This window comes from Gaoshiqia sp. US2, from assembly GCF_059705485.1.
The window spans coordinates 99,296-124,641 of the sequence record NZ_AP048550.1; the positions used below are offsets into that span (position 1 = coordinate 99,296).

Consider the following 25,346-nt stretch of genomic DNA (forward strand, 5'->3'; position numbering starts at 1 on the left):
CATGACTGGCGTGAAGAAGAACTTCCTGAAAAAATCGGATCAAATTGCTTTTGACAAAAAGCACCGCGAAACGATCCGGTTTAATATTTCGCGATACGACCAGGCCGTGGAGCGGGGCAAAATGCGTTATGCCGACCTGGAACTGGCCCGCGAAAGAGGTTCTTATGTGAAAGAACTGGCCATCAACAAGCTGTATGATTATTTGATCGAATTTGAGAAGAATATTACCGCCCGTGGCGCTGAGGTCGTTTGGGCCGAAGACGGAAATGAGGCCATCCGGGCCGTTCAGCAGATCCTGAAAGAAAACGGGGCAAAGTTGCTGGTGAAAAGTAAATCGATGACCACCGAAGAAATCGACTTCAACGAGCATGTGGAGGAAATCGGCGTGGAATCGCTTGAAACCGACCTGGGTGAATACATCGTGCAAATTGCCGGCGAGAAACCCTATCATATTGTAACGCCGGCCATGCATAAATCGAAGGAAGATATTGCTGAGCTCTTCCACGAAAAATTTGATACGCCCGAAAAAAGTACGCCTGAATTTCTGACGGCCTATGTGCGTAAATTGCTTCGCAATAAGTTTACCCGGGCCGAGGTGGGCGTTACCGGCTCGAACTTTTTAATTGCCGATGTTGGCGGTATCGCCCTCACCGAGAACGAAGGCAACGCGATGATGACTTTTTCGTTTCCGAAAGTGCATATTGTCATTGCCGGAATCGAAAAAATTATCCCGTCGATGAAGGACCTTGGTGTGCTTTGGCCTTTGCTGGCGGCGCATGGTACCGGACAGCAGATAACGGTGTATAATTCAATTGTTACCGGGCCCGGAAAAGCAGACGAAACCGACGGACCCGAAAAGATGTATGTGATTCTTCTGGATAATAAACGCAGCGAGTTGTACGGGCACGACGATCAGTACCTCGCGCTGAAATGTATTCGTTGCGGTGCCTGTTTAAATGCTTGCCCGATTTACAAAAACGTGGGCGGTTACACGTACGCGGCGACCTACAGCGGACCGATCGGCTCGGTGATTACGCCGTTTTATAACGGGTTTTCAGACTATAACTACCTGAGTTCGGCCTGTTCGGTTTGCGGAAAGTGTACCGAAGTGTGCCCGGTTAAAATACCTTTGCACAAGCTGTTGCTGTTTAACCGCCGCGATGCGGTCAATCAGGGAAACGGCGGCCTGATCTGGAATACGGGGATGAAAGCCTATGAATATGCCTTTATGAAACGCAGCCGGCTGGATGCCCTGAGCGGGGACATGAAGAATAAATTGAAAATTTTCGGGAAGAATGCTTTGGGAACACATAAGGAACTTCCTGAATTTGCCGAAAAATCGTTTAGCCAACAATGGAAATTAAAAAAATAAGATTATGCTTTCAAATACCTGTAAATATGCCTTGCGGGCATTGATTTACCTCGGGAAATTCAGCGACAACGGGGAAAAAATAGGGATCAAAAAGATAGCCGGCGATCTGGAAATCCCCACGCCTTTTCTTGGAAAAATATTGCAAAACCTGGTGAAACAAAAGATCCTGTCGTCAACCAAAGGTCCTAACGGCGGATTTGGCCTCGGAAAACCGGCCGAAGAGATCAGCCTGTACGAAATTGTCAAAACCATCGACGGCGAAGATTTCTTTCACAACTGCCTCATCAGTCTTGAGCCTTGTTCGGTCCATCACGAAAGCGGAAAACCTTGCGCCGTGCATGGGCGTTTCAGTGATGTTCGCGCCCAGTTGATGGAATTTTATTCGCAAACCAGCATTGCCAATGTGATTTCGGATATGAAAGGGCACGAAAACCTGATAAAAATGTAAGACCACCTGGTTGAACTGTCAGGCCATCGGTGTCTTGTAAGATGTTTTAATTTGAATAGTCAGCTATGGCCGGAATCTATATCCATATTCCTTTCTGTAAAACCAGGTGTCACTACTGTGATTTTTACAAATCAACCGATTTTGCTTCGCGGCTTGATTTTTTGTCGGCTTTAAAACAGGAAATGATACAGCGAAACCAGGAATTGGAAAACGAAAAAATTGAAAGCATTTATTTTGGCGGAGGCACGCCTTCTGTTCTAAAAATCAGTGAAATAGCTGAAATTTTGCAAATCATTTCCGACAGGTATGCCGTTAGCAGCGATTGCGAAATCACCCTGGAGGCCAATCCGGACGATTTAAACGAAACCTTTCTTTCGGACCTGAAAACCGGCCGGGTAAACCGCTTAAGCATCGGCACGCAATCGTTCAACAACCGCGATTTAAAAGGAATGAACCGCCGGCACCATGCCGAACAGGCGGTAGCGTCGGTCAGAACGGCGCAGAAAGTTGGTTTTCGAAACATCAGCATCGACCTGATTTACGGCCTCCCCGGCCAATCGCTTGATGATTGGAATCTCAATGTCGAAAAGGCCATCTCGTTGGATGTGCAGCACATTTCGGCCTATCACCTCACCTACCACGAAGGCACGGTTTTTTACGATTACCTGAAAAGCGGGAAAATAAAAGAATTGCCCGACGAATTGAGCTTTGAACAGTTTAAATTACTGAAAAACAAACTGGAAAGAGCCGGTTTCGAACATTACGAGATCTCTAACTTTGCCCGTTCATCCTTGTATTCGCGTCATAACAAGGCTTATTGGGAACGAAAAAGTTACCTGGGTTTTGGCCCTTCGGCCCATTCGTTCGATTTGAAAACCAGGCGCTGGAATGTGTCCAGTCTGCGAAAATACCTGCTGGCCTTCGAAACAGGCGCTCCGTACTGGGAACACGAGATTTTAAGCCGGCAGGACCAGTACAACGACTATCTGATTACCTCCCTGCGGACCACCTGGGGTACTTCGACTCGCTACCTGGCCAAGAATTTTGATGAGAAAATGCTGCTTCATTTTAAAAAAGAAGCAAAACCATACATCCAAACCGGTCATTTAGTTGTTGAAAATGAAAACTATAAATTATCGGCCGATGGATTGTTTATCTCGGATAAAATTATGGAGCAATTGCTTTTTCTGGAAGAGCTTTAAATATTGTTAATTGATTGAAATGAAGGCAGAGCCTTTGGATATTTCCCTATCTTTGCCGTTTGTAAAATACCGTTTTATGCAAGTAAAAATCGTCAATCGTTCAAAAAACCCGTTACCGGCATACAGCACCAGCCATTCGGCCGGGATGGATTTAAGGGCTAACCTCGATGAGCCAATCGTTTTAAAACCATTGGAACGGATTTTGGTTCCAACCGGCTTGTTTATTGAGTTGCCGGTAGGGTACGAGGCTCAGATTCGCCCGCGAAGCGGGTTGGCGTTGAAAAAAGGGATCACGGTGCTGAACTCGCCCGGGACAATTGACGCGGATTATCGCGGGGAGATCGGGATTATCCTGATCAACCTTTCAAACGAAGAGTTTAAAATTGAACATGGAGAGCGAATTTGTCAAATGGTTATTGCCAAACACGAGACTGTCAGCTGGCAGGATGTGGAATTGCTCGAAGAAACCAAGCGCGGTGCGGGTGGTTTCGGCCATACCGGGAAAAATTAACGATCAGGATATTAACGTACATATTTTCGCATGAATTTTAAAAAGAGCGGATATTTTTTATTGGTCGGTTTGTTAACAGCATCCTGTGCTGTTTCGAAAAAAGATTTGGTAAAAACGCCCGAGCCAAACAAAATAGAGCAAACACTGCTGACAGAAGATCAGCAGAACGAATTCGAATACCTGTTTATCGAAGGCTTGAAGCAAAAAAAACTGGGAAATCTGACCAATGCGGTTTCTATTTTTTCCCGATGCCTCGAAATCGATCCGAATTCGGCAGTATCGATGTTTGAAATGGCCAATATCCACTTTGCAAATAAAGACCTGACCAGCGCTGCCTTACTGCTTGAGAAAGCAACGTCCATCGATCAGGCCAATAGCTGGTACAAATTGTTGCTGGCCCAGGTATACCAGCAACGCAGGCAATACGAAGAAGCAGCGGCTTTGTACAATGAACTTTGCAAAAAAGAGCCCGAAAACCTGGAATACCTGTATTCGAAAGCGGTATTGCTGGGCATGGCCGAAAAGTACCCGGAGTCTATTGACGCCTATAACGAACTGGAAGCCAAACTGGGCCTGGTCGATCAGATTGCGGTTGCCAAGCAGCAGGCTTACCTGTCGATGGGAAAACCCGAGAAAGCGTTCAACGAAATTAACCGGCTGATTGCATCTGATCCCGACGAACCCCAGTATTACGGTTTGCTGGCCGAGTTGTACCAAACAACCGGAGATCGTGACAATGCGTTAAAAAATTACCTGAAAATACTTGAAATCGATCCGGATAACGGATTCGTCCATTTTTCGCTGGCCGGTTTCTACCAGGAAGACAGCAATTTTGAAAAAGCCTTTGAACACATTAAACTGGCTTTCGGGAATGAGGACCTCGACATTGATACCAAAATGCAATACTACCTGATGCAAACAGCAGATCCAACAAATTCAGACTGGACTGATGAACAGATCATGGAGTTGCTGGACATTCTGCACAAGGTTTACCCGGATGAGAACCGCATTTACCCGATTTATGCCGAGCATTTAATCAAACAAAACAAGCTCGAAGAGGCCCGCGAGGCTTTACGCCAGTATTTGGAAACCGATAAAAGCAGTTTTGAGATCTGGTGGCAGTTTTTGCTGATCAGTAATGATTTGCTCGATTTTGAAAGACTCTATACCGACAGCAAAGAAGCGATCGGCTTTTTTCCGAATCATGCTGCCATTTATGCTTTAAATGCCGTTGCCGCCCTTCAACTCGATAAATACCAGGAAGCGCTGGGCGTTCTCGAAGAAGGCGAGGCTTATGTGTTGGACAACCGTTCGCTGAAAATTCAGTTCGAAATTTATAAAGCGGAAGCCAATTATAAGTTAAACCGGGTTGAACAAGCGTTTAACGCTTTTGAGGAAGTGATTAAACTTGACCCGGATAATTTTATGGCCATGAATAACTACGCGTATTACTTATCGGTTCGGGGCGAGAGCCTGGAAAAGGCCGAACGCCTGAGTAACCGGGTCGTTCAGGCAAATCCGAATAATCCGACCTATCTGGATACACACGCCTGGGTTCTTTTTAAACGGAAAAACTACAGTCTGGCCAAATTTTACATCGAAACGGCCCTCGAAAACGGGGGAGATCAAAACGGGGTACTGCTCGAACACTATGGCGACATCCTGTTTATGCTCGACGAAAAGGATAAAGCCATGGAAAACTGGAGAAAGGCAAAAGATCTCGGCGAAGGTTCTGAGGCGCTCGACCAGAAAATAAGAGAATCACGCTATATTGAAAGTCAACAACCTTGAAAAACGTATTCATAAAAAACAGCCTGTTGCTCGGCGGAGCGCTTTTGTTGGTCATGGCTTCGTGTAAAGCGCCGAAAACACTGACGACTGTTGAAAAGTTAAGACCCGTCAGCGCCGGGAAACTTATCCGGAATATCGAAGAGAATACATTTAACTATGCCGGACTGGATATCAAACGGATTGCCTGTCAATACGAAACCTCCGACAGTAAAACCACCTTCAGGGCCAGTTTAAAATCGGTAAAAGATGATCATATTCTGGTTTCATTCAGCAAGCTGAATATTCCGGTGGGACGCTTGTTGCTTACCCCCGACAGTGTTAAAATGATCAATTACATCGACCGGACCTACTTTACGGCGAATTACGCTTATCTCGAAAGGTTCATCAGCGCCACGCTCGATTTTAATGTCGTTCAGGCCATTCTGGCCAATGATGTGTTTTCATTCAGGGACGATCAGCGCGAAAATTATTTCAGGGATTACGTGTCATACGCCGATTCGGGCATGTATGTGCTGCAGTCGTTCAAAAACCGGAAACTTGATAAGATTTCACGCAAAGGAAAAGAAGAAAAAATTGACCGTTACCTGAAAAAAACAGAGGAAGATGATTTTATCGTCCAGTATGTATATATCGATCCGAACACCTATAAAGTCAGGCGGTTGATCCTGGATGACGTGATGAACGAACGGAAGTTGCAGGTTAATTTTGATGAGTTCGAACGGGTTGAAGGGCAATTATATCCGGGCAGCATTGATGTTCATTTAAGCAGCCCTGAAAATAATTTGAAAATGAAAGTGAAACTCAGTAAATTTTCAACGGAAATAGACCCGGAAATTAATTTTAGTATTCCTGAAAAGTATAGCCGGATTAATTAGTTGAGACGGATATGAAGCAGTTTTTTTTCAGCCTGGTTCTGTGTTTTGCGGTTTGGTCGGTACAAGCCCAATCGCTGACAGAACTGCGCGCGAAAAAAAATGATACGGAACAAGCCCTTAAACTGACATCGGGTTTGCTGGAAGAAGCCCGGAAAAATGAAGCCGCTTCCCTGAATAAATTAAAACTCATCAACAGCCAGATTCAGAACCGCAATACGGTGATTCAAACCATCAATTCCGAAATAAGCTTGATCGATGATTATATCCGCAACAATACGGCTGTGGTCGATATGTTAAAAACCGATCTGGCCGGTTTGAAAAAAGAATATGCTTCGATGATCCGCTTTGCGCAGAAAAATAAAAACAGCTACGACATGCTGATCTTTCTGTTTTCGGCCGATAACCTGAATCAGGCCTATAAGCGTTTTCTTTACCTGCGGCAATATGCCCGGTACCGGAAAAACCAGGCGGTCATTATTCAGTCGTTAAGCGATTTGATTGATAAAAAGGTGCTTTCACTGGAAGCGCAGAAAAACCAGAAATCGTCGCTGCTGACGGGGAAAGTACAAGAGAATTTAAAGCTCGAAAAGGAAAAGAACGAACAAAACCAGAATATAAGCGCGCTGCAAAAACAACAGCAGGACTTACGCAAAAAACTTCAGCAACAGCAGAAAGTCCAGGATGAGTTGAACCGCGCCATTCAGAAAATGCTGGAGGAAGAAACCAAAAAATCGGCGACCAAGGGCGAGTTTCAGTTAACGCCCGAGCAAAAATTAATTGCCGCTGATTTTGAGCAAAACCGGGGCCGGATTCCCTGGCCGGTAGAGCGGGGTATTATTACCGACCGGTTTGGGGTGCATGCCCATCCGGTGTTGAAACAGGTACAGGTAAAAAATAACGGGATCGACATCAGCACCCAGCGGGGGACAAAAGCCCGCGCCGTGTTTAATGGCGAGGTAAGCCGCGTGTTTGCCGTATCGGGAGGGAATATGGCCGTAATTATCCGCCACGGAAGCTTTTTAAGCGTTTATTCCAACCTGGAGGAGGTGTATGTGAGGGCCGGGCAAAAAGTGGCTGTAAGGCAGGATATCGGCTCTATTTTCACCGATCAGGCTGACGGAAACAAAACCGTCCTGAAATTTCAGGTTTGGAAGGAAAACCAAAAACTTAACCCGGAAGATTGGATCAGTAAATAAAAAACCCGCCTCGAAGCGGGTTTTGTTCTATAGATTGGCTACTCTGGTCAATGCCTGAATGTCTAGTAACTTTATTTTCCGCCCCTGCAGCTCAATCAATCGGTCCTGTTTAAACTCCGAAAGCAGGCGAATCACGCTCTCGGTGGCTGTTCCCACCATGTTGGCCAGTTCTTCCCGGGTTAGCGAAATCTGAAGGGTATTGGCGTTATCGAGGTCAAAACTTTCTTTCAGCAGCAACAGGATTTCGGCCAGGCGCTCGCGAACCGTTTTCTGGGCAATATCGGTGATGTAGTCATTGGCTTCGCGCAACTCTTTGCAGACAATCTGCAGCATGTGATGCGAAAATTCCCAGTTGTTTTGAATTAAAAACAGCAAGGTTTGGTAGGGAATGTGACACAAAACGGCCTCCTCAATCACCTTGGAAGTGGTGCAGGCGAGTTCCTGGCTCAGCAACGAGCGATAAGCAACAATCTCTCCCTTTTTGGCAAAGCGGATAATCTGTTCCTTGCCGTCGATTCCTGTTTTGAAGATCTTCAGAATGCCTTTTGTGATGCAGTAAAAACCGGTTAGCCGGCTTCCTTCCCGGTAAATAATGCTCCCTTTTTTATACAGGGAACATGTTTTATCGTAGTTGAGCTGGGCTAGTTCCTGGTTCGTTAGTTTTTTAAAAAGCTGGAATCCGGATAAATCACATTCCTCTTCGGTTGGTCGTTTAATTGAACTTCTCATTGGCCCTGTATTATTAAGATTTAAATTATTTCACGGTAAATTTAACTTTAAATATAAAATGAACAGCTATATTTGCAAAACTATTTATTTAGATATTTCGATATTTAATTTTTCATCGAAATCCGCTTATAAAATTAAACATTCACACATAAAAATTAGCTTGTTATGAAACATATCGTTGATTTGGCCTGGAAACAAAACATGTCTTTTGAAACCGAGATGGATGGTCATCGGGTTGTTTTGGATGCCGGTACTGAATCTGGCGGCGACGACCTGGGCCCCCGGCCGAAAAAGTTTATGCTGACCGCGCTGGCCGGCTGTACCGGGATGGATGTGATTTCGATCCTGAAAAAGATGAAAGTTGAACCCGAGTCATTTCATATTGTTGTTGAGGGTGATGTGGCCGAAGACCACCCGAAAAAATACTATAAAATGAAGGTGATCTACCAGTTTAAGGGGAAAGACCTGCCGATGGATAAGCTGGGAAAAGCGGTAAAATTATCCGAAGAAAAATATTGCGGGGTGAGCGCCGTTTACCGCGATGCTCTTGAAATGTCAAGCGAGATACGCATCATCGAATAAGTGCGAAGAAACAAACCGACAGAAGAGGCTGTAAATTCGTTCATTTTACGAACAGCCTCTTTTTTCCCGAAACTTAGGGCCAGATTTCCGAAATTTGGTCGGGAAGCACATCCAGTCTGATCAGCTTAATTTCAAAATCGGTACGCTTTTGGCCCTTTACCTCAAAAACACCTTTAAAATTTTTCCCTCCCAGCTTCTTAAATGCTGTTTCAAACGGCTGAATACCGTCTTTATCGGTAAAATATTTGGCCAGGGCAATGTTGCCGATATCATTGTCGCACAGGAAAAAAACAATCCGGCGGCCGTCGTTCGTCACAAAACCGGCCACGCTGGCATATTCGTAATTCAGGTAATTATCGCTTCGGTTATCAAACTGAAGGACGGAGTCGTTCACCTGATATTCCAGCATACTTTGGTCAATGTGATACTTAATGCCCATTTTCTCCGTGGCAGGAACCAGAAACCGGAGGGTTTTAAACGAGCCGATAAAAATAACGTGGTGGCCCCTGAAATCTTCCATCCTGACCCGCGACGAATAGTTCATCACCGTTTGGGCCGATCCGCCGCCCAGGATATTCATGATGTAAAATAAGCCGATCGGCGCCTGGTTGTTGATGTAGGTGATATCCGATTTGGCCATTTCGCCGATTTTCGAAGGATTTAACTCCAAAAACTGTTCGTAATCGGTATCGGAGTTGATTTGATTATCGCGGACGGTACCCACTCGTCCCGTGGCAACCTGGCTGCGGAAGAAATAATGGTCTCCGAGCACCAAAAACACCGGGTAATCTTTCCTGGTGAAGGGTTTCCAGAAATCAATTGTTGCTTTCCGGGAAGGAAAATACAGCGCGATAAAAACGGACGAAACCAGTAACACAAAGCTGATGGCCAGCGCTGTAGGGGCCTTCAACAAAAGCTTCTTCCGGATAAGCCTGAGGGGTGAGTAATGAAATTGTACCCGGTATTCGCCTTTGGGAAGTTCCAGTACAAATTCATCGTTTCGGCCTTCCTGCTGGTAATATTCGTTTATTTTTTTGCGAAGGTTATGAATATACACCCGGATATTGAGCTCTTTTTCGTGGTCCATCTTCCGCCCGAAAACATCGGCAGCAATCTGGATCTCTTTGGGATTCTGACCTTTCAGCGATGCCTGGACCAGGTATTTCAGCAATTCCCGGTTAACGGTCGATTTACTGAAAGCCGAGCTTTCGAGGATTCGCTCAACACACTGCCTGATATGTTTCTGATTTGGTGCCAATACTTTGAAAATCAATTCGGTTAAAAGAAACTTTTAACCTCAAATTTACGTGTTTATAGACATATTTCTCATCAAAAGTAATAAGAAGACCCTATATTCAGTAAAAAAATAATAACAAACCAATTTTATTCATTTCATATGGACAAACTAAATCGACGTAAATTTTTAGGAACAGCCGGAGCTGTAACAGCCGGAGCTGTATTAACTAACCCGATGCAATCATTTGCCAGGCCTGCTGCAAAAAAAATGAAACTGGCCCTGGCCGGGACCGGAGTTCGCGGAACCAGTTTCTGGGGGAAAACCATTGTTGAAAATTACCGCAACGAAACCGAGTATGTTGCCCTGTTTGATCATAACCCGGGGCGGCTCGAATTTGCCAAACAATTCATGGGCGTTAATTGCCCGGTTTTTACTGATTTTGAAGAGATGATCGTCAAAACCAGGCCTGATGTGATTATTGTGACCACCGTTGATTCGACTCACCACCAATTCATCATCAAAGGATTGGAAATGGGTTGCGACATTATTACCGAGAAGCCAATGACCACGGACGAGGTAAAATGCCAGGCCATCCTGGATGCCGAAAGAAAAACCGGCCGTAAAGTGATTGTTGGTTTTAACTACCGTTACGGCATTCAGTTTACCCGGCTGAAAGAACTTTTGGCTAAAGAAGAAGTCGGGAAACTGACATCGGTCGATTTCCACTGGTACCTGAATACCTACCACGGGGCTGATTATTTTCGGCGCTGGCATGGCGAACGCGATAAGGGCGGAACTTTGCTCCTGCATAAAGCCACCCACCATTTCGACCTCTTAAACTGGTGGATCGATTCGGATCCGATGGAAGTAACGGCATACGGCGAACTGGAACACTACGGGCACAACAATAAATTCAGAGGGGCAAACTGCCGCTCGTGCGCCTATACCGACCGATGTAAGTTTTACTGGGATATCACCAAAGACAAACGGATGGTTGATCTGTATGTGAACAACGAAAAATACGACGGTTACATTCGCGATAACTGTCTGTGGCGCAACCGGATTGATATTTACGATAAAATGGCGGTTCAGATAAAATACGCCAATAACGTGCAGGTAAGTTATTCGTTAACCACTTATTCGCCTTACGAAGGCTGGACGATTGGCTTTAATGGCATGGATGGCCGGATTGACTCGTGGGAAGGTCTGCCCTGGAGACGCCAGGAAATGGTTAATCAGGCCCAGCTGCACGCACAGGAGATGAGCCAGGGCGAAAAAGAAAAATCGGAAGAATACGATGAGATCATGGTGATGAAAAACTGGAATCCTGAGCCTCAGCTGGTCAAAGTTCCCCGCGTTCGCGGCGGACACGGTGGGGGAGATGTCCGGTTACACGACAAGATATTTAAAGATCCGTCTATGGCCGATCCGTATAAACATTCTGCCGGCACCCGCGACGGGGCCATGTCGGTATTAATCGGTATTGCTGCCCGCAAAAGTATTGAAGAAGGGCGAATGGTACGGATTGACGAATTGACGGATTTGCCGGTTAGTCCGACAAGAGGTTCAGGGCAAACGCATCTAAAAAAACAATACGCCTAACTGCTTAATAATCAGTCGAATAAGTTGTTTTTGCGATGAAAAAATTGTATATTTATCTGATAATCAGATAGATGACAAAATGGATAGCAAAGGTAATTTATTGTCGTATTTTTCAGAAATGAAAGATCCACGTATTAACAGGACTAAACGTCATCTCATGGATGACATAATTTTCATCGCGATTGCTTCAGTGCTTTGTGGATGTGAATCATGGAACGACATGGAAGAGTACGGGGAGATAAAAAAGGAGTGGCTCAGCAGCTTCCTTGAGCTTCCCAACGGGATACCTTCCCATGACACGTTTAACCGCTTTTTTGCTGCATTAGATGCCGATGAGTTTGAGAATTGTTTTTTATCTTGGGTGAAGTCAATACATCAAAGAACCCATGGTGAGGTTATCAGTATTGATGGCAAAACCATGCGCGGGTCTCGCAAACAGGGATGCAAAACGGCAACCCATATTGTAAGTGCCTGGGCTGACGAGAATGAACTTGTTCTGGGACAAATTAAGGTAGAAGAAAAGTCAAATGAGATTACAGCTATTCCCAAACTGCTGGATGCCCTTTTATTGGAAGGGTGTATCGTTACGGTTGATGCCATGGGGTGCCAGAAAAATATTGCGCGTAAAATAGTGAAGAAAAAAGCACATTACATTCTTTCGGTCAAAGAAAACCAAAAGGATCTGTATGAAGATATTCAGGACAGTTTCAGGGTTTTGCCTGTAAACGATTATTTTGAAGAGCTTGATTACGGGCATGGAAGAATAGAGACAAGGCAATGTAGTATCATAGAAAACCTGAGCCTGGTAGAAAGTGCCGAAAAATGGAATGGGTTGGCCTCTGTTGTCAAAGTGGACCGTGAACGGTACTTTAAGGCAACAGGCAAAAGAGAAAACGAAACAAGTTTTTACATAAGCACATTAAAAAAAGCTGACATAATCGCCCATGGCGTCCGGAAACATTGGGGGATTGAAAACAAGGTCCATTGGGTGCTTGACGTTGCTTTTGGGGAGGACCTGAGCCGAAAACGCAGTGGCAATGCTGCTCAAAACTTCTCCAGCCTCAACCGGATTGCATTAAACCTTTTAAAAAAGGACGATACCAGGGTGGGGATTAAAAGCCGAAGAAAAATGGCCGGATGGGGCAATGAATATTTGTTAAAGCTGATTGGCAATTAAATTAGATGCGTTTGCCCTGACAAGAGGTTAATTTAGTTGAAAAATTACCTGAAAAAGGTCTATCTTTATTTCTTTTTTGGCGAGATTGTCCGCTGATCTAAGTACCGGTGAAGAGGCGATTGTACCAGGGCATCAAGATAAGGAAACATCAGAAACCTGTGATCCCGTTTTCGGGAGTGCCTGCCTCCTTGCGGCGATCTCGCTTTTTTATTTCTTTTAAAGTCAATTATCCTTTTTGTGCCGCAGGATGCTTACCGGCCCCAGCAAGCCCGAAGCAAGCAGGGGAGCATCTTGTTTAAATTCGATGTTTGTATTGGTCAGGCGTTGTCCGGGGGGCAATGCGGCGTCGCCGATCAGGCGGTTCGGCCAAAGATTGATCACTTCAATTTCGAGTTCATTGCCGGTTTCCCTGACGGCTTCAGAAATCGCCACCCGCCAGGGAGAGGTCCAGACAATTCCGAGCCTTTTCCCGTTCAGTTTTACGTCGGCGATGTTTTTCACCACGCCCAATTCGAGGAAAAGATTTTCTCCGGGCTTTTGAGCGAGGTCGAATTTTGTGCTGTACACCGCTTTTCCCGAATAATACCTGATGCGTTCGTCGGGATGTATGCTCCAATCGGTCAACTGCTTAAATTCGACAAATCCGGGGCCGCCCCATTCCGTATCAAATTTCACGGTCCACGACCCGCTGATTTCCTGAACCGCTTTTAAGCCGGAAGTATCCTGGCAAAGCAAGGCCTGCGGGCTTTGAGCCGCAGATTTTCCCGGTTTTTTTGGGAAAACGATAAAAAACGATTGAAACTCTGCGAATTCCAGCGGAATGGCTGTCCGGTCGTCAACGGCCGTAAATGCCGGCTTTAAAACCATTCCGGTAACCGCATCCCAGATTTCGGGAACGCGACCTTTCACCCGGAACAGGCATTCGGTTTTTGCCGCTTGTTTTTTTCGGTTGGCCAGGAAAAAAACTTCCGCATCGTTTGTTGTCCGGTGGATGAAATCAATCCAAACCTCTTTCCCGTTGGATTCGAAATCAGGTTTTATCCCATTCCTTAACAATACATTGCGAATGGTTTCCCCGCAAAAAACCCGGCCTTTCCCGTACCGGTTTTGTGTTATCTTTTCCCCGTCGATGTTACCCCAAACCTCAGATGCAACCCGTTTAATTTGTTCATCGCAGTGGGGGTAATCTTTCAAACCCGAATCTCTGGCCGGTTTTGGCCCGATTACCGTTGCGCCGGCCCTTACCAGTTCCCTGATTTTTTCGGCAACGGGCAGCGGCATCCGGTCGTCGTCCGGAAGCGCCAGGACACGGTAGCTCATGCCGTCGGGCAGCACGATGCGCCCTTTTTTCACCGAGAGGCGGGTCAACAGGACTTCTTCATTACAACCATCGTAATCATAACCGGGGCCGAGAGCCGGGTCGATGTGCTTTTGTTCGACCAGGTTTGGTGCTGAATCGCCGTTGTAAAAAAGCACATCGGCCATATACAAGCCCGCCTGGAGCAAGTGTTGGCACCTGGCGATATAATCGAAAAAAGGCCCGGATTTTTCCCACCAGGTCACATTGGGGTTGAAGTGGGTCCCTGCGCCGTATTCATAACCGGGCTTTCCGTCTTGCGGGCGCGTGGCCGTCGACGTATGAATGGCAATCCGGTTGATTCCTTCGCAGTAAGCCCTGTCGAGCGATTGTTTGAGCGAGCCGGGATAGTCGAGCCAATGCCTCATGGTGGTAAAAGCCTCGGCTGATGTTGTTTTTTTTCCGTAAACATGGGCCGCGGAGGCAACCATCTTCGTAACTTTATTTTGCCCGAAATCGAGGCGGGAAACGCCGTAAGTTTTATCGTCGGCCAGGGTTGACTGATCCTCGTGGTTGGGGCCCAGCCAGAATTCGCACATGGGCAGGTCGCTTCGGCCCAGGTTTTTCAGCCCGTCGAGGCAAATCGTTCCCGAACGGCTCGGGCCGGCTGCTTCGTTCTGCACCAGCAGGCCCTGTTCGTGGCATAATTCGGCAAAACGCCGGTAATGCCCGTCAGCCATACAGTCGGCGATGGTTTTGCGATAATCGGTCAGGAAGCGGTCCGACACTTCGGCATTTTCGATGATGTACCCTCTTAAAACCGGCAGGTAGGGAGTTGCCTCGTAGCCGCGGTAATCCTTGAACTTTTCAAGGATTCTGCCGGTCCAGTTCGGAAAGCCGTCTTCGAAACTGTCGTCGCAGAAATACGCCGGTTTTGCTTCTGCTTTGGCGGCTTCTTCAATCAGAATTTTCCCAAAATTTTCAAATTGAATTTCAACGCCTTTACGGTCAAACCAGTCGATGGACAATCCGTCGGCTTCCGGCTGGGCGATCATCAGGCGGGAGCCGGTCATGCGGTGGCCGGTTCGGACGATGGTCCAGTTTCCGTCAGGAACATTCCACGTCAGGTGTCCGTCGTTGGTTATTTTTGAAGTGAGGTCGATGACCCGAGTCAGTGGAATTGGCCGGTCGGCCGGATCGTTTTGCCAGGGCTCGCGGGTGGGGTTCATGATGTTGACCGCCAGCGCAAAATTGCTGGCGTCGCGGTGATTGGTTTTGGCGTCGAGCACTTTTGCCCGTTCGCCGCCGATACGGCCTGCCTGTTTGTCGGAATTCAGGAATGCCACGACGGCGGTATCGCGATAATCAAGTTCCTCCAGCGGTAAGTCGATGTATTCTTTGTAGCCGGGCGGGTTAAAAACCTTATCGTAGCCGTCGCGGTTAACGGGAAGCGGCAGTTTCGCCGAGAACTTTTGCGGCCCCTGAATATCCAGTTCCGACTGCAAATACCACCGGCCCGAATTTTCAGGCGAAATCCACGGCCCGCCCATGCACCAACCCGAACTTAAATTGATGCCCACTTCAATGTTTAGCCTTTTGGCTTCTTTCATGGCGTGGCGGTACAAGACTTTCCATTCGTCTGAAAAAAGCGTTGCTCCCTGCGGAAAAGGAACGCCTCCCAATCCGCCGGCCGAATTGACCAGCAGCACGCCTCCCATTCCTTTTGCCCGGAATTCTTCGAGGTCGCGGGTAATGCCTTCTTTGTTTACCAAGCCGTTAAACCACCACCAGTAGCAGGACGATTTGACCTTATCGGGCGGGGCCAAAAAGCCTTTCAAAAGCTCCGGATAAGCTTCGCCGGTTTCTGAAAATGCCTTCATTGCTGCCGTTCCGGCCGCGGGCAATATGGTTAAGTTTGCCGCCGTGAGCGAGCTTATTTTGATAAAAGTTCTTCTGTTTATAGCCATATGCTGAAGAATAGTTTTTCTTCTTTTGCCGTTTTTCACCTCACTGACCGGAACAAGACGATACAGGGACTTTTGCTGTACCGGAAACAACAGTGAATCTAAACGTAAAGCAAAAATAGATACGTTTCGAATAGCACAAACATAATAAAAAGATACAAAAAACAATCACTCAGTTTTGTTTTATTGATATTTCATTTGCTTTATAGAAAAATAGACTCAAAAAAGAAAGGTTAAAGAAGTAATTTGTTTGTCGCGGGGGAGTTGGTAAACCTTAAACATTTGCTTCCGGTTCATCCCTTCGCTCTTCTTTTCAGACTTACTCCCGGTTTTCGACGAATATCCCGTTGAAGGAACCACGTACCTATCTTTTCGACTACGTGTTGAATGTACAGGCATGATCAATCCGGAATACGCATGCAGCCTAACGAATCATAGTCTGTCCATTGTCTGATAGGTGATCTATCATTCGGTCATTGCCGGTTAAAAACCGGCACACCCGGGGCGAACCACAGGGCAAACGCATTTAAGAAAGTTTGGTTTAAGCCATAAGCTCCTGCCGAGGAGCTTGGTTTCCTCATAACTCTTCATTATGTTTGAATGATTAATATTTTTGAAAGGCGGGTTTTGCATGTTGTAAATGGCCCGCCTTTCGTTTTGCTAATATACTAAATATCTGTTGATTAGTTACATGATTGGATAAAAGATTTGCCAGTTTTGCTATATTAATAAGAAGACAGAAGAACAAATTTCAGAAGCATGGAAGAGTTCGCTTTTCCACCAGATTTTCAGCAAGGTGAGCGAACCAAGAAGGACAAACAGGGGTAATTTCCGGCACCAGTTGCATGACATCCTGTTGCTGGTACTGTCCGCCGTTTTGTGCGGAATGGACGAATGGGAGGAAATCGCGGACTTTGGCCTGGAACAGCAGCATTGGTTGCGCAAGTACGGCTCTTTTGTTTATGGCATTCCCTCGCACTTCTTGCAGTCAAAGGCAACCAGCCGTCGCTCGAAGAAGGTATTCTGGATACAATCCGGTTCAATAAATCCATCAGTTCCGATGTAGATGTTGATTGCGGGCATGGCCGGATCGAAACCCGCGAATGCTCTGCGTACAGCAACCTTGAGATGATCGAAGGCGCGGATCAATGGGAAGGGCTGAAAACAATTTTCCGGATCGATTCTCAAAGGGTTATCAAGTCAACCGGAGAAACTTCCCGGCAAACAAGATATTACATAGTCAAACGTGAAAAACCCTCATTTTTTCAAAAAGCGTAAAAATCAGGTTTCTGTTGAAGAGAAAAACTAAGTTTTCAAATAGCTCAAAAATATTTTTTGCTTCGGATTTTAACCTCCGGAGCATTTTTCTCAGGTTAAAACCGACTGCTGCCAGGATTGAGTTCATATTGTCCCCAATCTGGTCGAGCAGATAATTCCGAAGCATCCGGTGGTCGTGTTTCACGTGGCCAATGACGGGTTCTATCCCGGCCCTGGCCCTGAAGCGTTGCCTTGTTTTTTGTCGTTGGTATTTGTTGTGGCTTTCAAGTGGTTTCCCCGGGCAAATAATTTGTGTGCCATTTACTTGTTTGCGGCCCCGGTATCCCCTGTCAACAATTCCTGTTTCGGGCTTGTGACCGGTGATCCTTTCCACTTGCGTCAGTTGGGGAGAGAGGGTATCTCCATCGAAGGGGTTTCCGCAAAAGCTTATGATCCCGATAATGATTCCCGATTGACGGGTCTTTACGATTGATACTTTGTTCCCAAATTCGTATTTCTTGTGTTCTTTGCCTTTGGCAATGCAACTGACCTGTGGTTGATGAATGCTGTAAACCTTGTTCTTCGAACCCCGGGTTTGGGTCAGTACCCGTTTAAAAATACAGAACTGGTTTTGGTATTTCATTTTTTGGGCTTCTCCCATCTTGCGTTCCAGGTCACGAAAAATCTTTCCCGCAATCACTTTTATCCTTCGCCTGGCGGCCAACGCCTTCTTCTTTCTCCGGGGATGGTCATGGAAGCGCTGGTCGATCAGCAGTTGCTTTAATTCGCGTTGGTAGGTCTGCCTCAGGTGGATGCCTTCTTTCTTTGAGATTTTCCGGCACTTTTCGATGATTTTCTTCTGAAGTTTTACATCGGTGGGGAAGGTGATGTTTTTCTCCTGTACCGTGGTATCGATTAAAACTTCTTTTTCCCGGATTTCTTTGCTCCCAAACAAATCCACTGTTGCCTTCAAAATCTGTTCGGCTCCATTTTCCCCGATACGCCTGCGAAACTTGATCAACTCGGTCCGGTCGAACGGAAAATCGTGACGGAAATAAACTTCTCCGCAGAAATATTGCCAGTACGGGTTTTCGATCCAACGGTCAAGCACGCTTTCATCGCTCTGGTTATACATCCTGCGCAACATGACAACCCCAACGATCAACCGGATCGGGACAGATGGACGCCCGTTGTCGGCACAATAATAAACACTCAAATCATTCTCCAGACTTTTCCAGTCTATTTTCCCGGAAAGTTGAACCAGTTCATGGCTTTCATCAATAAATTGTTTCAACGGGACCCGGAACATACTTAATTGCGGATTTTTTTCTTTTTGACCTATCATTTCTACCAGCTTTTTCTCAAATTTGGCAAAAATCCGGTAGATTTTACTCCCCCAAAATCAAATTTAATCAACAATATTGTATTGATTATCAACAATGTGGAAGCATTATTTTGATTTTTCACGTTTGACTACATATCAAGTCTGGAAGCCCAGGCAAAACAGTTCAACACCTGGACACGCAACCACTGGGCTATCGAGAACAACCTGCATTGGACTTTGGATGTAGTCTTTGGCGAAGATCAATCCAGAAAAAGAAAAGGTTATGCCGCCCAGAATTTTAACACCATACGAAAAACAGTCATGGCTTTACTGGTAAACGAGCAACATTGGAAAGCCAGCAAAAAGAGAAAAAGATCAAAAGCTTTACAGAACGAAAAATACAGGGAAACTTTACTCAAAATTTAAATGCGTTTGCCCTGGGGCGAACCAGCCTGCCCACCCCTTTTCAAAACCTGGTTCTCCATACAAAAGCAGGCCAGCAGGGATTATGTCCTTCCGGACGGGATTTACTTTTTTGTCTTGACACAAAAAAGTAAACAAAAAAAGTCAAGGCTGACGGTGATTTTGAAGGAAAACAACGGGTTGTGAATGCCACACGGCGCCAACTCGTCGTTCCTCCTCAAACAGGGCCGCTTACCAGTCCCTGCCCGAATTCCCTTCCCTTGTTTTCCAGGTTCAAAATCCCCGTAGGCCGCAGCCGAACGACAGGGTAAATCACTTGTTCTGATTCGGACCGTCATTTTAAACTTGACGTGACGCTACTAACAAGCGAACCAGCCGGGTGGCGTGGTTTTTAACCGCGCATTCGTCATTGCCGGTTAAAAACCGGCACACCCGGGGCGAACCAGCCTGCCCACCCCTTTTCAAGACCTGGTTCTCCATACAAAAGCAGGCCAGCAGAGGCTTATGTCCGGCCGGACGGGCCCTTCCTTTTTCAGTCGATAAAAACGGAAGCAAAAATCTTTCCGCCACATGGATGCGTATTGGCGCATGCTGTCCGAATTGTCAGATACAGATAAATACAAGGCTCCAATATTTTCTCGGGATCTTCTCGCTTAGTTTTCAATTGTTATTTTATCGTTCCACCTGTTTGCCGGAACCCGGATGAAACATGTTCCTGCACCTTCATCCCATCTCCATGCTGCTTTTTCAATGTTGGCGGTAAGCTCTTCTTCTTTTTTTAGTTTGAAGGTTTTCAGTTTTTGCTCGCCCAACAAGACCGATGACGGCTTCTTGTTCATGTGAACCCGGTAAACCAGATTTCGTTGTTGCGGCTGGAACTCATTCGAGGCAACTTCTTCATAACTGATCTCCATCCCGCTTCGTTTTGTCAGACACTGAATTTTCCGCTTTACGAATACATCCGACTGATAATTATTGGTTTCGCCCTCGTCTTCGTAAATATCGAAAGATGCCTTTTTATTGATGCCAGCAGGAAACACATCAAGAAGCAACGGATAGTCCGGCTGCTCTCCAATGTACTGCATCACCGGCATCTGCGGGATAATGGATCCCTGCTTTACAAACAATGGAATGGTTTCGAGCTCGACAGGATAGTTCAACCACTGCCCGCCTTCGTAACTCTTTTGTGGCTGATTAAAATCGAACCAGATTCCTTTGGGCAGATAAACATGCTTGGTTGCAGCGCCTTCTTCAACTACAGGGGCTACCAAAAGCTCATCACCAAACAAGAACTGGCTGTTTAGGTTGAACGTTTCCTCCTCATCGGGATACTCCAAAACCAGCGCCCGGGCTAATGGCCAGCCAGTATCGTGAGCTTGGCGTGAGTACGAATAGATGTAAGGGAAAAGCCGGTATTTCAGCTCAATGGTCTTTTTGCTGATCGCCTCAGCTTCGGCGCCAAACAGCCAGGGTTCAACGGCATTGTTGCCCTCGTGGTGGATCCGGCTCAACGGGTTGAAAGCGCCAAACTGTAGCCAGCGAACGTACAACTCGCTCATGGCATCATAATCGTCAATGTCGCCGCAATAGCCGCTGATGTCGCAGCTCCAGAATGGAATCAATCCCATTCCCGACGATACCATGAGCGGGATCTGCGCTGCCAGCCGGTCCCAGCCATCGGTCACATCATTCCCGTTACCGGCATCGCCCGACCAGCCAAAAGTGTAACGTTGCATGCCTGCAAAAGCGGACCGGGTCATTTGAAAAACCCGGGTGTTGGGATTGCGTTTGTTGAATTGTTCAGTCACGACTTGATCCCAGGTGTACCCGTACACGTTGTGAATTTCATCGTGCATGCCCAGGTGATGCTGCTGAAACAGCCGATCGGCGCTTTCTTCGTTGCTCCAGGCGGGCTCGCCCATATCGGTCCAAAAGCCACGCACACCGGCATCGAGCGCCTTCTGCTGATACTCGCCCCACCAGTTGGCCACTTCGGGTTTGGTAAAGTCCACCACGCCACAATTGCCACCCCAGGGCCAAGACATGTCGTACGATTTACCCGTACGAACATCGGTGGTAAAATACCCCAACGAATCTGCTTCCTGCCATTGTTTTTTATTGGTCTGCGAAATGACCGGATCCTGAGAAACAATCACCTTAAATCCGTCTGCTTCAAGATCTGACAGCATCTTTTGGGGGTTGTCATACTGGTCATCGCGCCACTCAAAATCCTGTAAATGCTGTGTCCAGCCAATATCCTGGTAAATGATGTCGCAGGGAATCTGACGTTGACGGTAACCCGCCGCAATCTCACGGCTGAGCGTTTCGTTGGTCAGCAATCCGCGACACTGCGCAAAGCCAAACGCCCAGCTTGGCGGCATAATGGGTTTCCCTGTGAGTTCGGTGTAACGACTGATTTGTTGCTTCAAGGTTGGTCCGTAAATGAAATAATACATCATTTCTCCATCGGGGGCTGAAAATGAGTAGTATTGATCTGACTCTACACCAAAGTCATATTCCGTTTTATAGGTGTTGTCGAAAAAAATACCGTATCCCTCGCTGCTCATAAAAAATGGAATGCTTTTGTACAGCGGATCTTCGTTGGTTCGGTAGCAGGGCTTGTCGCTGTTCCACATACGGAATCGGTTACCCACCCGGTCGATGGAGCCATTCTTTTCGCCCAACCCATAAATCCGTTCGCCAGGTTTCAGGGTCTTGTAACTGGCCATTTTTGATGAATCGGCTACAAAGCCACGAGCCTGGTAATCTTCCATCAGTAGCTTTTGCCATTTATCGAAGATGCGGATTTGAAAAGGCGACTTTTGGATACGCACAATCAGCTCGCCGGTGTAAATTTCGTAACTGGCAGGCTGTTCGGAAAGATTGATGTTTTGATTGCGGTCGCCGGCTTGAATAACGGCAAAGGATTCGTTGTTACGCTGAAAATGATCCTGATCGTACCAGATTTTCAGGATGCCGGAAGTGATCTGCTCCACCTCAACCTGAACATTGTTTTCGCAGGTGAAGACGACCTTGTTTCCGTGTGTTTCATAAGAAAAACAACTGCCTGCACCGATAAAGTCCTGTGCATTGGCGCCCGAACCGAGCAAAAAAATAACGAGTAAATATTGAAATCGAAATAATGGTTTCATGATAGTTTAAGTTAAAAATTAAAACAAAAAAATACCGGAAAAGCAAAGATTTGCCTCCCTGAAATTGAATTATCAAAATAAAATCAGCTACTCATATTCAACGACGACCATGCTCCAGTATTTGAGCTCGGGCAAGGTAAACGCGACCTGGTTTCCGCTCTGCTCAAAATTTAGCAAACGCGACGCTCCGCCAATCAAATCCGGCGACGCTGTCCATATCTTTTTTACCTTTCCGGCGCTGGTCATGGTTATTTGAGCATCTTTTACCAAGGCCGGAATTGCCTGAATTCCCTGGTTGTCTCTCCAGTTGGAGGTTTTCGAATCTTTGAAGTTGATGAAATGAACCACTTGCTTGTTGCTCACTTTCCGGCATACTGTCGCAACGCTTCCCCGACTCGCAGGCCAGTTGGACAAAGGCAGTTTTCCATCCAAAGAGCTAAGCGAAACCAAGTTAAATGAACCGCCATCGCGCAACAAGTTTTGATAAGCTACCAGAAAATCATAATAACCGATCAGGGCATTTTTCAAATCAGGTTTCATCGCCAGGTTATTGTTCGGGAAGTATTCTTTTCCCAGCATGTGCTCTCCCAATTCAATATTCAGGTGCTCATAAACTTTCTGATTCTCCTTGGCCAGGTACTGCTGCCATTCGCTGTTCGAAGGATCGAGCAAAAAGATGTTGCTCAGGAACGGGGGCGCCGGAAGGGGATGAAAATCGCGGTTGGTGTGCGTATTGTCGGTGTAAACATACCACTCTTTTTTTGTGCCGTCGGCTTCGGCATCTTTCCATGCTCCATAAATCAGGTTATAAAACATGGCTTTCATATTCCTGCTGTGGGCCTGGGCGATGTACTTTTCGACTGTGCTGAAATAAATATCACGGTTAATGATGTCCTTCCAGCTTGTTGCGGGTGTATGATTAATAACCGGCAGTGGCTGGTGATGTTTGTTATGCCAGTCGTAAAACTGAAGCCCGTTAATGTGGTGGCGGTTCAGGTTGGCAATCACCTCCGCCATCTCTGCATCGCTAAGCTGGTGAAATTTAGACAGGAATCCGTAACGCGGAAATTTGGTCCAATCAGAAGAGACATCTACCCCAATCGTGGCATAAATGGTTTCCGTGTCACTGGTTGACGTGTAAACTTCGGCAATATAGCCCCGGAAATCGGTTGACGGAGTTTGCCACTTCCAGGTAGTGCCGGAAACAGCAGCTTCTTCAATCACTGAATCGAGGTGTTTGTATCTCACCCTGGCACCTGAGGGCAGGGAGGAGTTGTCAATGGTAAAAGTCACTTCATCTCCGGGATTGTAAGCTGCCATATTTGTTGTAATGGACAAATTCAGGAAACCGGGGGTGACCGGATTACCCGGAACTTCCGGATCGGGAACAATGTCGTCATCTGATTGCCCGCAGCCAATGAATAAGCCCGGCAACATCAAACTCAGAAATAATGTCTTAAACTTCTTTATCTGCCTATTTCTCATCGGTTGTTATCTGTTTTGATTGAAAGCTGCGGTTACCTCTCTAATGAAGTGCCCCTACGTTGGATGGGTCATCCCGTCCTGCAGTTGCCGGATCGGGAGATCCGTCTCTTTGCAAGAGGCCCTGAAACAAGTTCAGGGTGACTCCTTCGGCAACGTAATTGCTCAACGGGGCAACCACAGCTTTTCCATTTATTGTTTTGTTATCGTCATCACTTCGTTATCCAAATCGAATGTAATTACATAGTTACCGGCATCGCTTTCGTGCACACGCCACTTATTGTCGTCGCCCTGACAACCATGACGGACCTTGAATGCCTTGTTGGTAACCGGTTGGTTTGCTGTGGCGGCTATAATCCAGTCACCGTCGCACCAATCGCCTTTGTACTTGGAAAACTTAAACTCGCCGGCGGTCAATGCACCCGTAAACGTATAGATACCGCCAGCAAGGGTCATCGGTTCGGGTGTTCCAATGTTCCAACCATTCGGGCCGGCATCCCCAATCAGGTACAGCATGACCTTTTCAATTTTGATGATCCCGTTACCCGTGTTTACCGTAATGTTATAACGACCTTTCGTGTCTTCTGTCACCCGCCATTTATTATCGGGTCCGTCACATCCGTTGGTGATGATAAAATCAGTGGCGGTGAGCACCTGGTCGGCCTGCGATGGATTGAACCATTCACCGTCGCACCAGTCGCCTGTAAAGGTGGATATTTTAAAGTCACCCGGTGAAAAATTAGCTTCGTAAGTGAAAGTAAACGGATCGTCAGAATCTTGAACAAAGGCTTCCGGACTCCCAATGTTCCACCCGCTTGGAGAGGCATCGCCAACAATGTACAGGTTAGTGTACATCGGGCCGGACAGTTGCTTCACCCCGATTTTCAGGTCAAGCAAGTCCACGGTAATTTTGTAATTTCCGCCTTGCTCAATCTGCCATTGAATATCGTCGCCACTTCCTCCCTGGTTGTACACCATCAGTTCGTCGTCATCCGGATCTTTCGTATAAAAATTCTGGCACCAGCAGCCGTCCTGGCTTACTGCAAACTTAAAGCTCCCCGCTGACATCGGCCCCTGATAGACAAACACCCATGGCGCGGAGGCCGAGGCTGTCATCTGTGTCGCGTTGGAAATGTTCCATCCGTTTGGAGTGGCATCGCCTACCATGTACAGCACTTCACTGACCGGCTCATACGGAGTAACAGTAAACGATACGAACGCTGTTATTCCATCTTCCACGTCTTCCAGGGTCACATCAGCCTTAACGCGGGCTTCGAAGCTGGCCGGGGTACCGGCAGCAATCCCCCACTGGGTTCGCACCAGTTCGTTCAGAGCGCTCACGGTGAAGCTCTTTTCGAACACTCCCTTACCCATGGCGTAAACTTTAGCCGATGTAAAATCGTTCCCGGCTTTGTCAATTTCCAGCACATATGAAATGGAACTTCCGGTTCCGTGATTGGTACCACGTGTCCAGTTCAGGCTTATCGCTTTCTGGCTCATGTTACGCTGCGAAAGGATTAATTCCGAAGACGACACCGAAAGCGTGATTTCTTTCCCCATCAAGATGACGATTTCTTCCTCTTTCTGGCAGGATTGGATCATCAGACCGGACAAAAGCATGACAGTAGCCAGCCAGAATCCATTTCCGAAGGAAAAATACCTTCGCATGAATTGTGTTGAATTCTTATGATTGTTCATTTTTTTTCGATTTTGAATGAAGGTTAT

General features: G+C 46.6%; 19 protein-coding genes. 12 read left to right on the plus strand and 7 right to left on the minus strand.

The genetic code is table 11. The annotated features are described in order from the left end of the window. The first annotated feature begins 1 nt into the window (after position 1). The 7 genes from AC6H3C_RS00365 (at position 2) to AC6H3C_RS00395 (ending at position 7,395) form a co-directional block, all read left to right on the plus strand. Positions 2 to 1,372 carry a lactate utilization protein B gene (locus tag AC6H3C_RS00365; protein ID WP_497518510.1) on the plus strand — a complete coding sequence of 457 codons (1,371 nt, stop codon included), beginning with the start codon at positions 2 to 4 and terminating at the stop codon, positions 1,370 to 1,372. 4 nt (positions 1,373 to 1,376) lie between these two features. Next, on the plus strand, positions 1,377 to 1,820 hold the full coding sequence (locus tag AC6H3C_RS00370; RefSeq protein WP_497518511.1) for an RrF2 family transcriptional regulator: 444 nt from the start codon (positions 1,377 to 1,379) through the stop codon (positions 1,818 to 1,820). 65 nt (positions 1,821 to 1,885) lie between these two features. Then, positions 1,886 to 3,022, plus strand: a complete 1,137-nt coding sequence (gene hemW, locus AC6H3C_RS00375; RefSeq protein ID WP_497518513.1) for a radical SAM family heme chaperone HemW — start codon at positions 1,886 to 1,888, stop codon at positions 3,020 to 3,022. A gap of 76 nt (positions 3,023 to 3,098) precedes the next feature. Then, the gene (gene dut / locus AC6H3C_RS00380) at positions 3,099 to 3,533 is read left to right on the plus strand and encodes a dUTP diphosphatase (RefSeq protein WP_497518515.1); all 435 of its coding nucleotides are present in this window, start codon (positions 3,099 to 3,101) and stop codon (positions 3,531 to 3,533) included. Positions 3,534 to 3,563: 30 nt separating this feature from the next. Then, positions 3,564 to 5,324, plus strand: a complete 1,761-nt coding sequence (locus AC6H3C_RS00385) for a tetratricopeptide repeat protein (protein ID WP_497518516.1) — start codon at positions 3,564 to 3,566, stop codon at positions 5,322 to 5,324. Beyond that, positions 5,321 to 6,199, plus strand: a complete 879-nt coding sequence (lolB1, locus tag AC6H3C_RS00390; protein WP_497518517.1) for a lipoprotein insertase outer membrane protein LolB1 — start codon at positions 5,321 to 5,323, stop codon at positions 6,197 to 6,199. Before AC6H3C_RS00385 ends, lolB1 begins: the two co-directional genes overlap by 4 nt. 11 nt (positions 6,200 to 6,210) lie before the next feature. Then, positions 6,211 to 7,395 (plus strand): murein hydrolase activator EnvC family protein, encoded by a 1,185-nt coding sequence (locus AC6H3C_RS00395; protein ID WP_497518518.1) that lies wholly within the window; start codon positions 6,211 to 6,213, stop codon positions 7,393 to 7,395. Positions 7,396 to 7,422: 27 nt separating this feature from the next. Here the strand turns inward: AC6H3C_RS00395 and AC6H3C_RS00400 are convergent, their stop codons facing one another. Continuing rightward, positions 7,423 to 8,124, minus strand: coding sequence for a Crp/Fnr family transcriptional regulator (locus AC6H3C_RS00400; RefSeq protein WP_497518519.1), 702 nt, complete (start codon positions 8,122 to 8,124; stop codon positions 7,423 to 7,425). A 165-nt stretch (positions 8,125 to 8,289) separates the two neighbouring features. Here AC6H3C_RS00400 and AC6H3C_RS00405 point away from each other — a divergent pair, with 165 nt between their 5' ends. Next, the gene (locus AC6H3C_RS00405; protein WP_497518520.1) at positions 8,290 to 8,706 is read left to right on the plus strand and encodes an OsmC family protein; all 417 of its coding nucleotides are present in this window, start codon (positions 8,290 to 8,292) and stop codon (positions 8,704 to 8,706) included. Positions 8,707 to 8,779: 73 nt separating this feature from the next. Here AC6H3C_RS00405 and AC6H3C_RS00410 read toward each other — a convergent pair whose 3' ends face one another. Beyond that, entirely contained in the window at positions 8,780 to 9,964 is a 1,185-nt protein-coding gene (locus AC6H3C_RS00410) for a hypothetical protein (RefSeq protein ID WP_497518521.1), read from the minus strand. A gap of 138 nt (positions 9,965 to 10,102) precedes the next feature. Here AC6H3C_RS00410 and AC6H3C_RS00415 point away from each other — a divergent pair, with 138 nt between their 5' ends. Then, a complete protein-coding gene (locus AC6H3C_RS00415) occupies positions 10,103 to 11,545 on the plus strand; it encodes a Gfo/Idh/MocA family protein (protein WP_497518522.1) in 1,443 nt (480 codons plus the stop codon). A gap of 79 nt (positions 11,546 to 11,624) precedes the next feature. Continuing rightward, a complete protein-coding gene (locus tag AC6H3C_RS00420) occupies positions 11,625 to 12,722 on the plus strand; it encodes an ISAs1 family transposase (protein ID WP_497518523.1) in 1,098 nt (365 codons plus the stop codon). Positions 12,723 to 12,944: 222 nt separating this feature from the next. Here the strand turns inward: AC6H3C_RS00420 and AC6H3C_RS00425 are convergent, their stop codons facing one another. Continuing rightward, positions 12,945 to 15,986 (minus strand): glycosyl hydrolase, encoded by a 3,042-nt coding sequence (locus AC6H3C_RS00425; protein WP_497518524.1) that lies wholly within the window; start codon positions 15,984 to 15,986, stop codon positions 12,945 to 12,947. Between the two features lie 793 nt (positions 15,987 to 16,779). Here AC6H3C_RS00425 and AC6H3C_RS00430 point away from each other — a divergent pair. Continuing rightward, positions 16,780 to 17,049, plus strand: a complete 270-nt coding sequence (locus AC6H3C_RS00430; RefSeq protein WP_497518525.1) for a transposase family protein — start codon at positions 16,780 to 16,782, stop codon at positions 17,047 to 17,049. 174 nt (positions 17,050 to 17,223) lie between these two features. On the opposite strand, the gene AC6H3C_RS00435 is transcribed toward AC6H3C_RS00430, so the two are convergent. Further along, positions 17,224 to 18,585 carry an IS5 family transposase gene (locus AC6H3C_RS00435; RefSeq protein WP_497518526.1) on the minus strand — a complete coding sequence of 454 codons (1,362 nt, stop codon included), beginning with the start codon at positions 18,583 to 18,585 and terminating at the stop codon, positions 17,224 to 17,226. Positions 18,586 to 18,726: 141 nt separating this feature from the next. Here AC6H3C_RS00435 and AC6H3C_RS00440 point away from each other — a divergent pair, with 141 nt between their 5' ends. Beyond that, on the plus strand, positions 18,727 to 18,990 hold the full coding sequence (locus AC6H3C_RS00440) for an ISAs1 family transposase (protein WP_497521236.1): 264 nt from the start codon (positions 18,727 to 18,729) through the stop codon (positions 18,988 to 18,990). A gap of 650 nt (positions 18,991 to 19,640) precedes the next feature. Here the strand turns inward: AC6H3C_RS00440 and AC6H3C_RS00445 are convergent. The 3 genes from AC6H3C_RS00445 to AC6H3C_RS00455 form a co-directional block, all read right to left on the minus strand. After that, on the minus strand, positions 19,641 to 22,139 hold the full coding sequence (locus AC6H3C_RS00445; RefSeq protein WP_497518527.1) for a glycoside hydrolase family 31 protein: 2,499 nt from the start codon (positions 22,137 to 22,139) through the stop codon (positions 19,641 to 19,643). 87 nt (positions 22,140 to 22,226) lie between these two features. Further along, positions 22,227 to 23,624, minus strand: a complete 1,398-nt coding sequence (locus AC6H3C_RS00450) for a glycoside hydrolase family 66 protein (RefSeq protein ID WP_497518528.1) — start codon at positions 23,622 to 23,624, stop codon at positions 22,227 to 22,229. Between the two features lie 189 nt (positions 23,625 to 23,813). Beyond that, entirely contained in the window at positions 23,814 to 25,319 is a 1,506-nt protein-coding gene (locus tag AC6H3C_RS00455) for a SusE domain-containing protein (protein WP_497518529.1), read from the minus strand. Positions 25,320 to 25,346: the final 27 nt, after the last annotated feature.

Excerpts from the sequence above, each read along its gene's own strand:
- dut (WP_497518515.1), top strand. The coding sequence starts at position 3,099 with ATGCAAGTAAAAATCGTCAATCGTTCAAAAAACCCGTTACCGGCATAC.
- AC6H3C_RS00400 (WP_497518519.1), bottom strand. The coding sequence starts at position 8,124 with ATGAGAAGTTCAATTAAACGACCAACCGAAGAGGAATGTGATTTATCC.
- AC6H3C_RS00420 (WP_497518523.1), top strand. The coding sequence starts at position 11,625 with ATGGATAGCAAAGGTAATTTATTGTCGTATTTTTCAGAAATGAAAGAT.
- AC6H3C_RS00435 (WP_497518526.1), bottom strand. The coding sequence starts at position 18,585 with ATGATAGGTCAAAAAGAAAAAAATCCGCAATTAAGTATGTTCCGGGTC.
- AC6H3C_RS00415 (WP_497518522.1), top strand. The coding sequence starts at position 10,103 with ATGGACAAACTAAATCGACGTAAATTTTTAGGAACAGCCGGAGCTGTA.
- AC6H3C_RS00425 (WP_497518524.1), bottom strand. The coding sequence starts at position 15,986 with ATGGCTATAAACAGAAGAACTTTTATCAAAATAAGCTCGCTCACGGCG.
- AC6H3C_RS00365 (WP_497518510.1), top strand. The coding sequence starts at position 2 with ATGACTGGCGTGAAGAAGAACTTCCTGAAAAAATCGGATCAAATTGCT.
- hemW (WP_497518513.1), top strand. The coding sequence starts at position 1,886 with ATGGCCGGAATCTATATCCATATTCCTTTCTGTAAAACCAGGTGTCAC.
- AC6H3C_RS00405 (WP_497518520.1), top strand. The coding sequence starts at position 8,290 with ATGAAACATATCGTTGATTTGGCCTGGAAACAAAACATGTCTTTTGAA.
- AC6H3C_RS00395 (WP_497518518.1), top strand. The coding sequence starts at position 6,211 with ATGAAGCAGTTTTTTTTCAGCCTGGTTCTGTGTTTTGCGGTTTGGTCG.
- AC6H3C_RS00450 (WP_497518528.1), bottom strand. The coding sequence starts at position 23,624 with ATGAGAAATAGGCAGATAAAGAAGTTTAAGACATTATTTCTGAGTTTG.
- AC6H3C_RS00370 (WP_497518511.1), top strand. The coding sequence starts at position 1,377 with ATGCTTTCAAATACCTGTAAATATGCCTTGCGGGCATTGATTTACCTC.
- AC6H3C_RS00385 (WP_497518516.1), top strand. The coding sequence starts at position 3,564 with ATGAATTTTAAAAAGAGCGGATATTTTTTATTGGTCGGTTTGTTAACA.
- AC6H3C_RS00455 (WP_497518529.1), bottom strand. The coding sequence starts at position 25,319 with ATGAACAATCATAAGAATTCAACACAATTCATGCGAAGGTATTTTTCC.
- AC6H3C_RS00445 (WP_497518527.1), bottom strand. The coding sequence starts at position 22,139 with ATGAAACCATTATTTCGATTTCAATATTTACTCGTTATTTTTTTGCTC.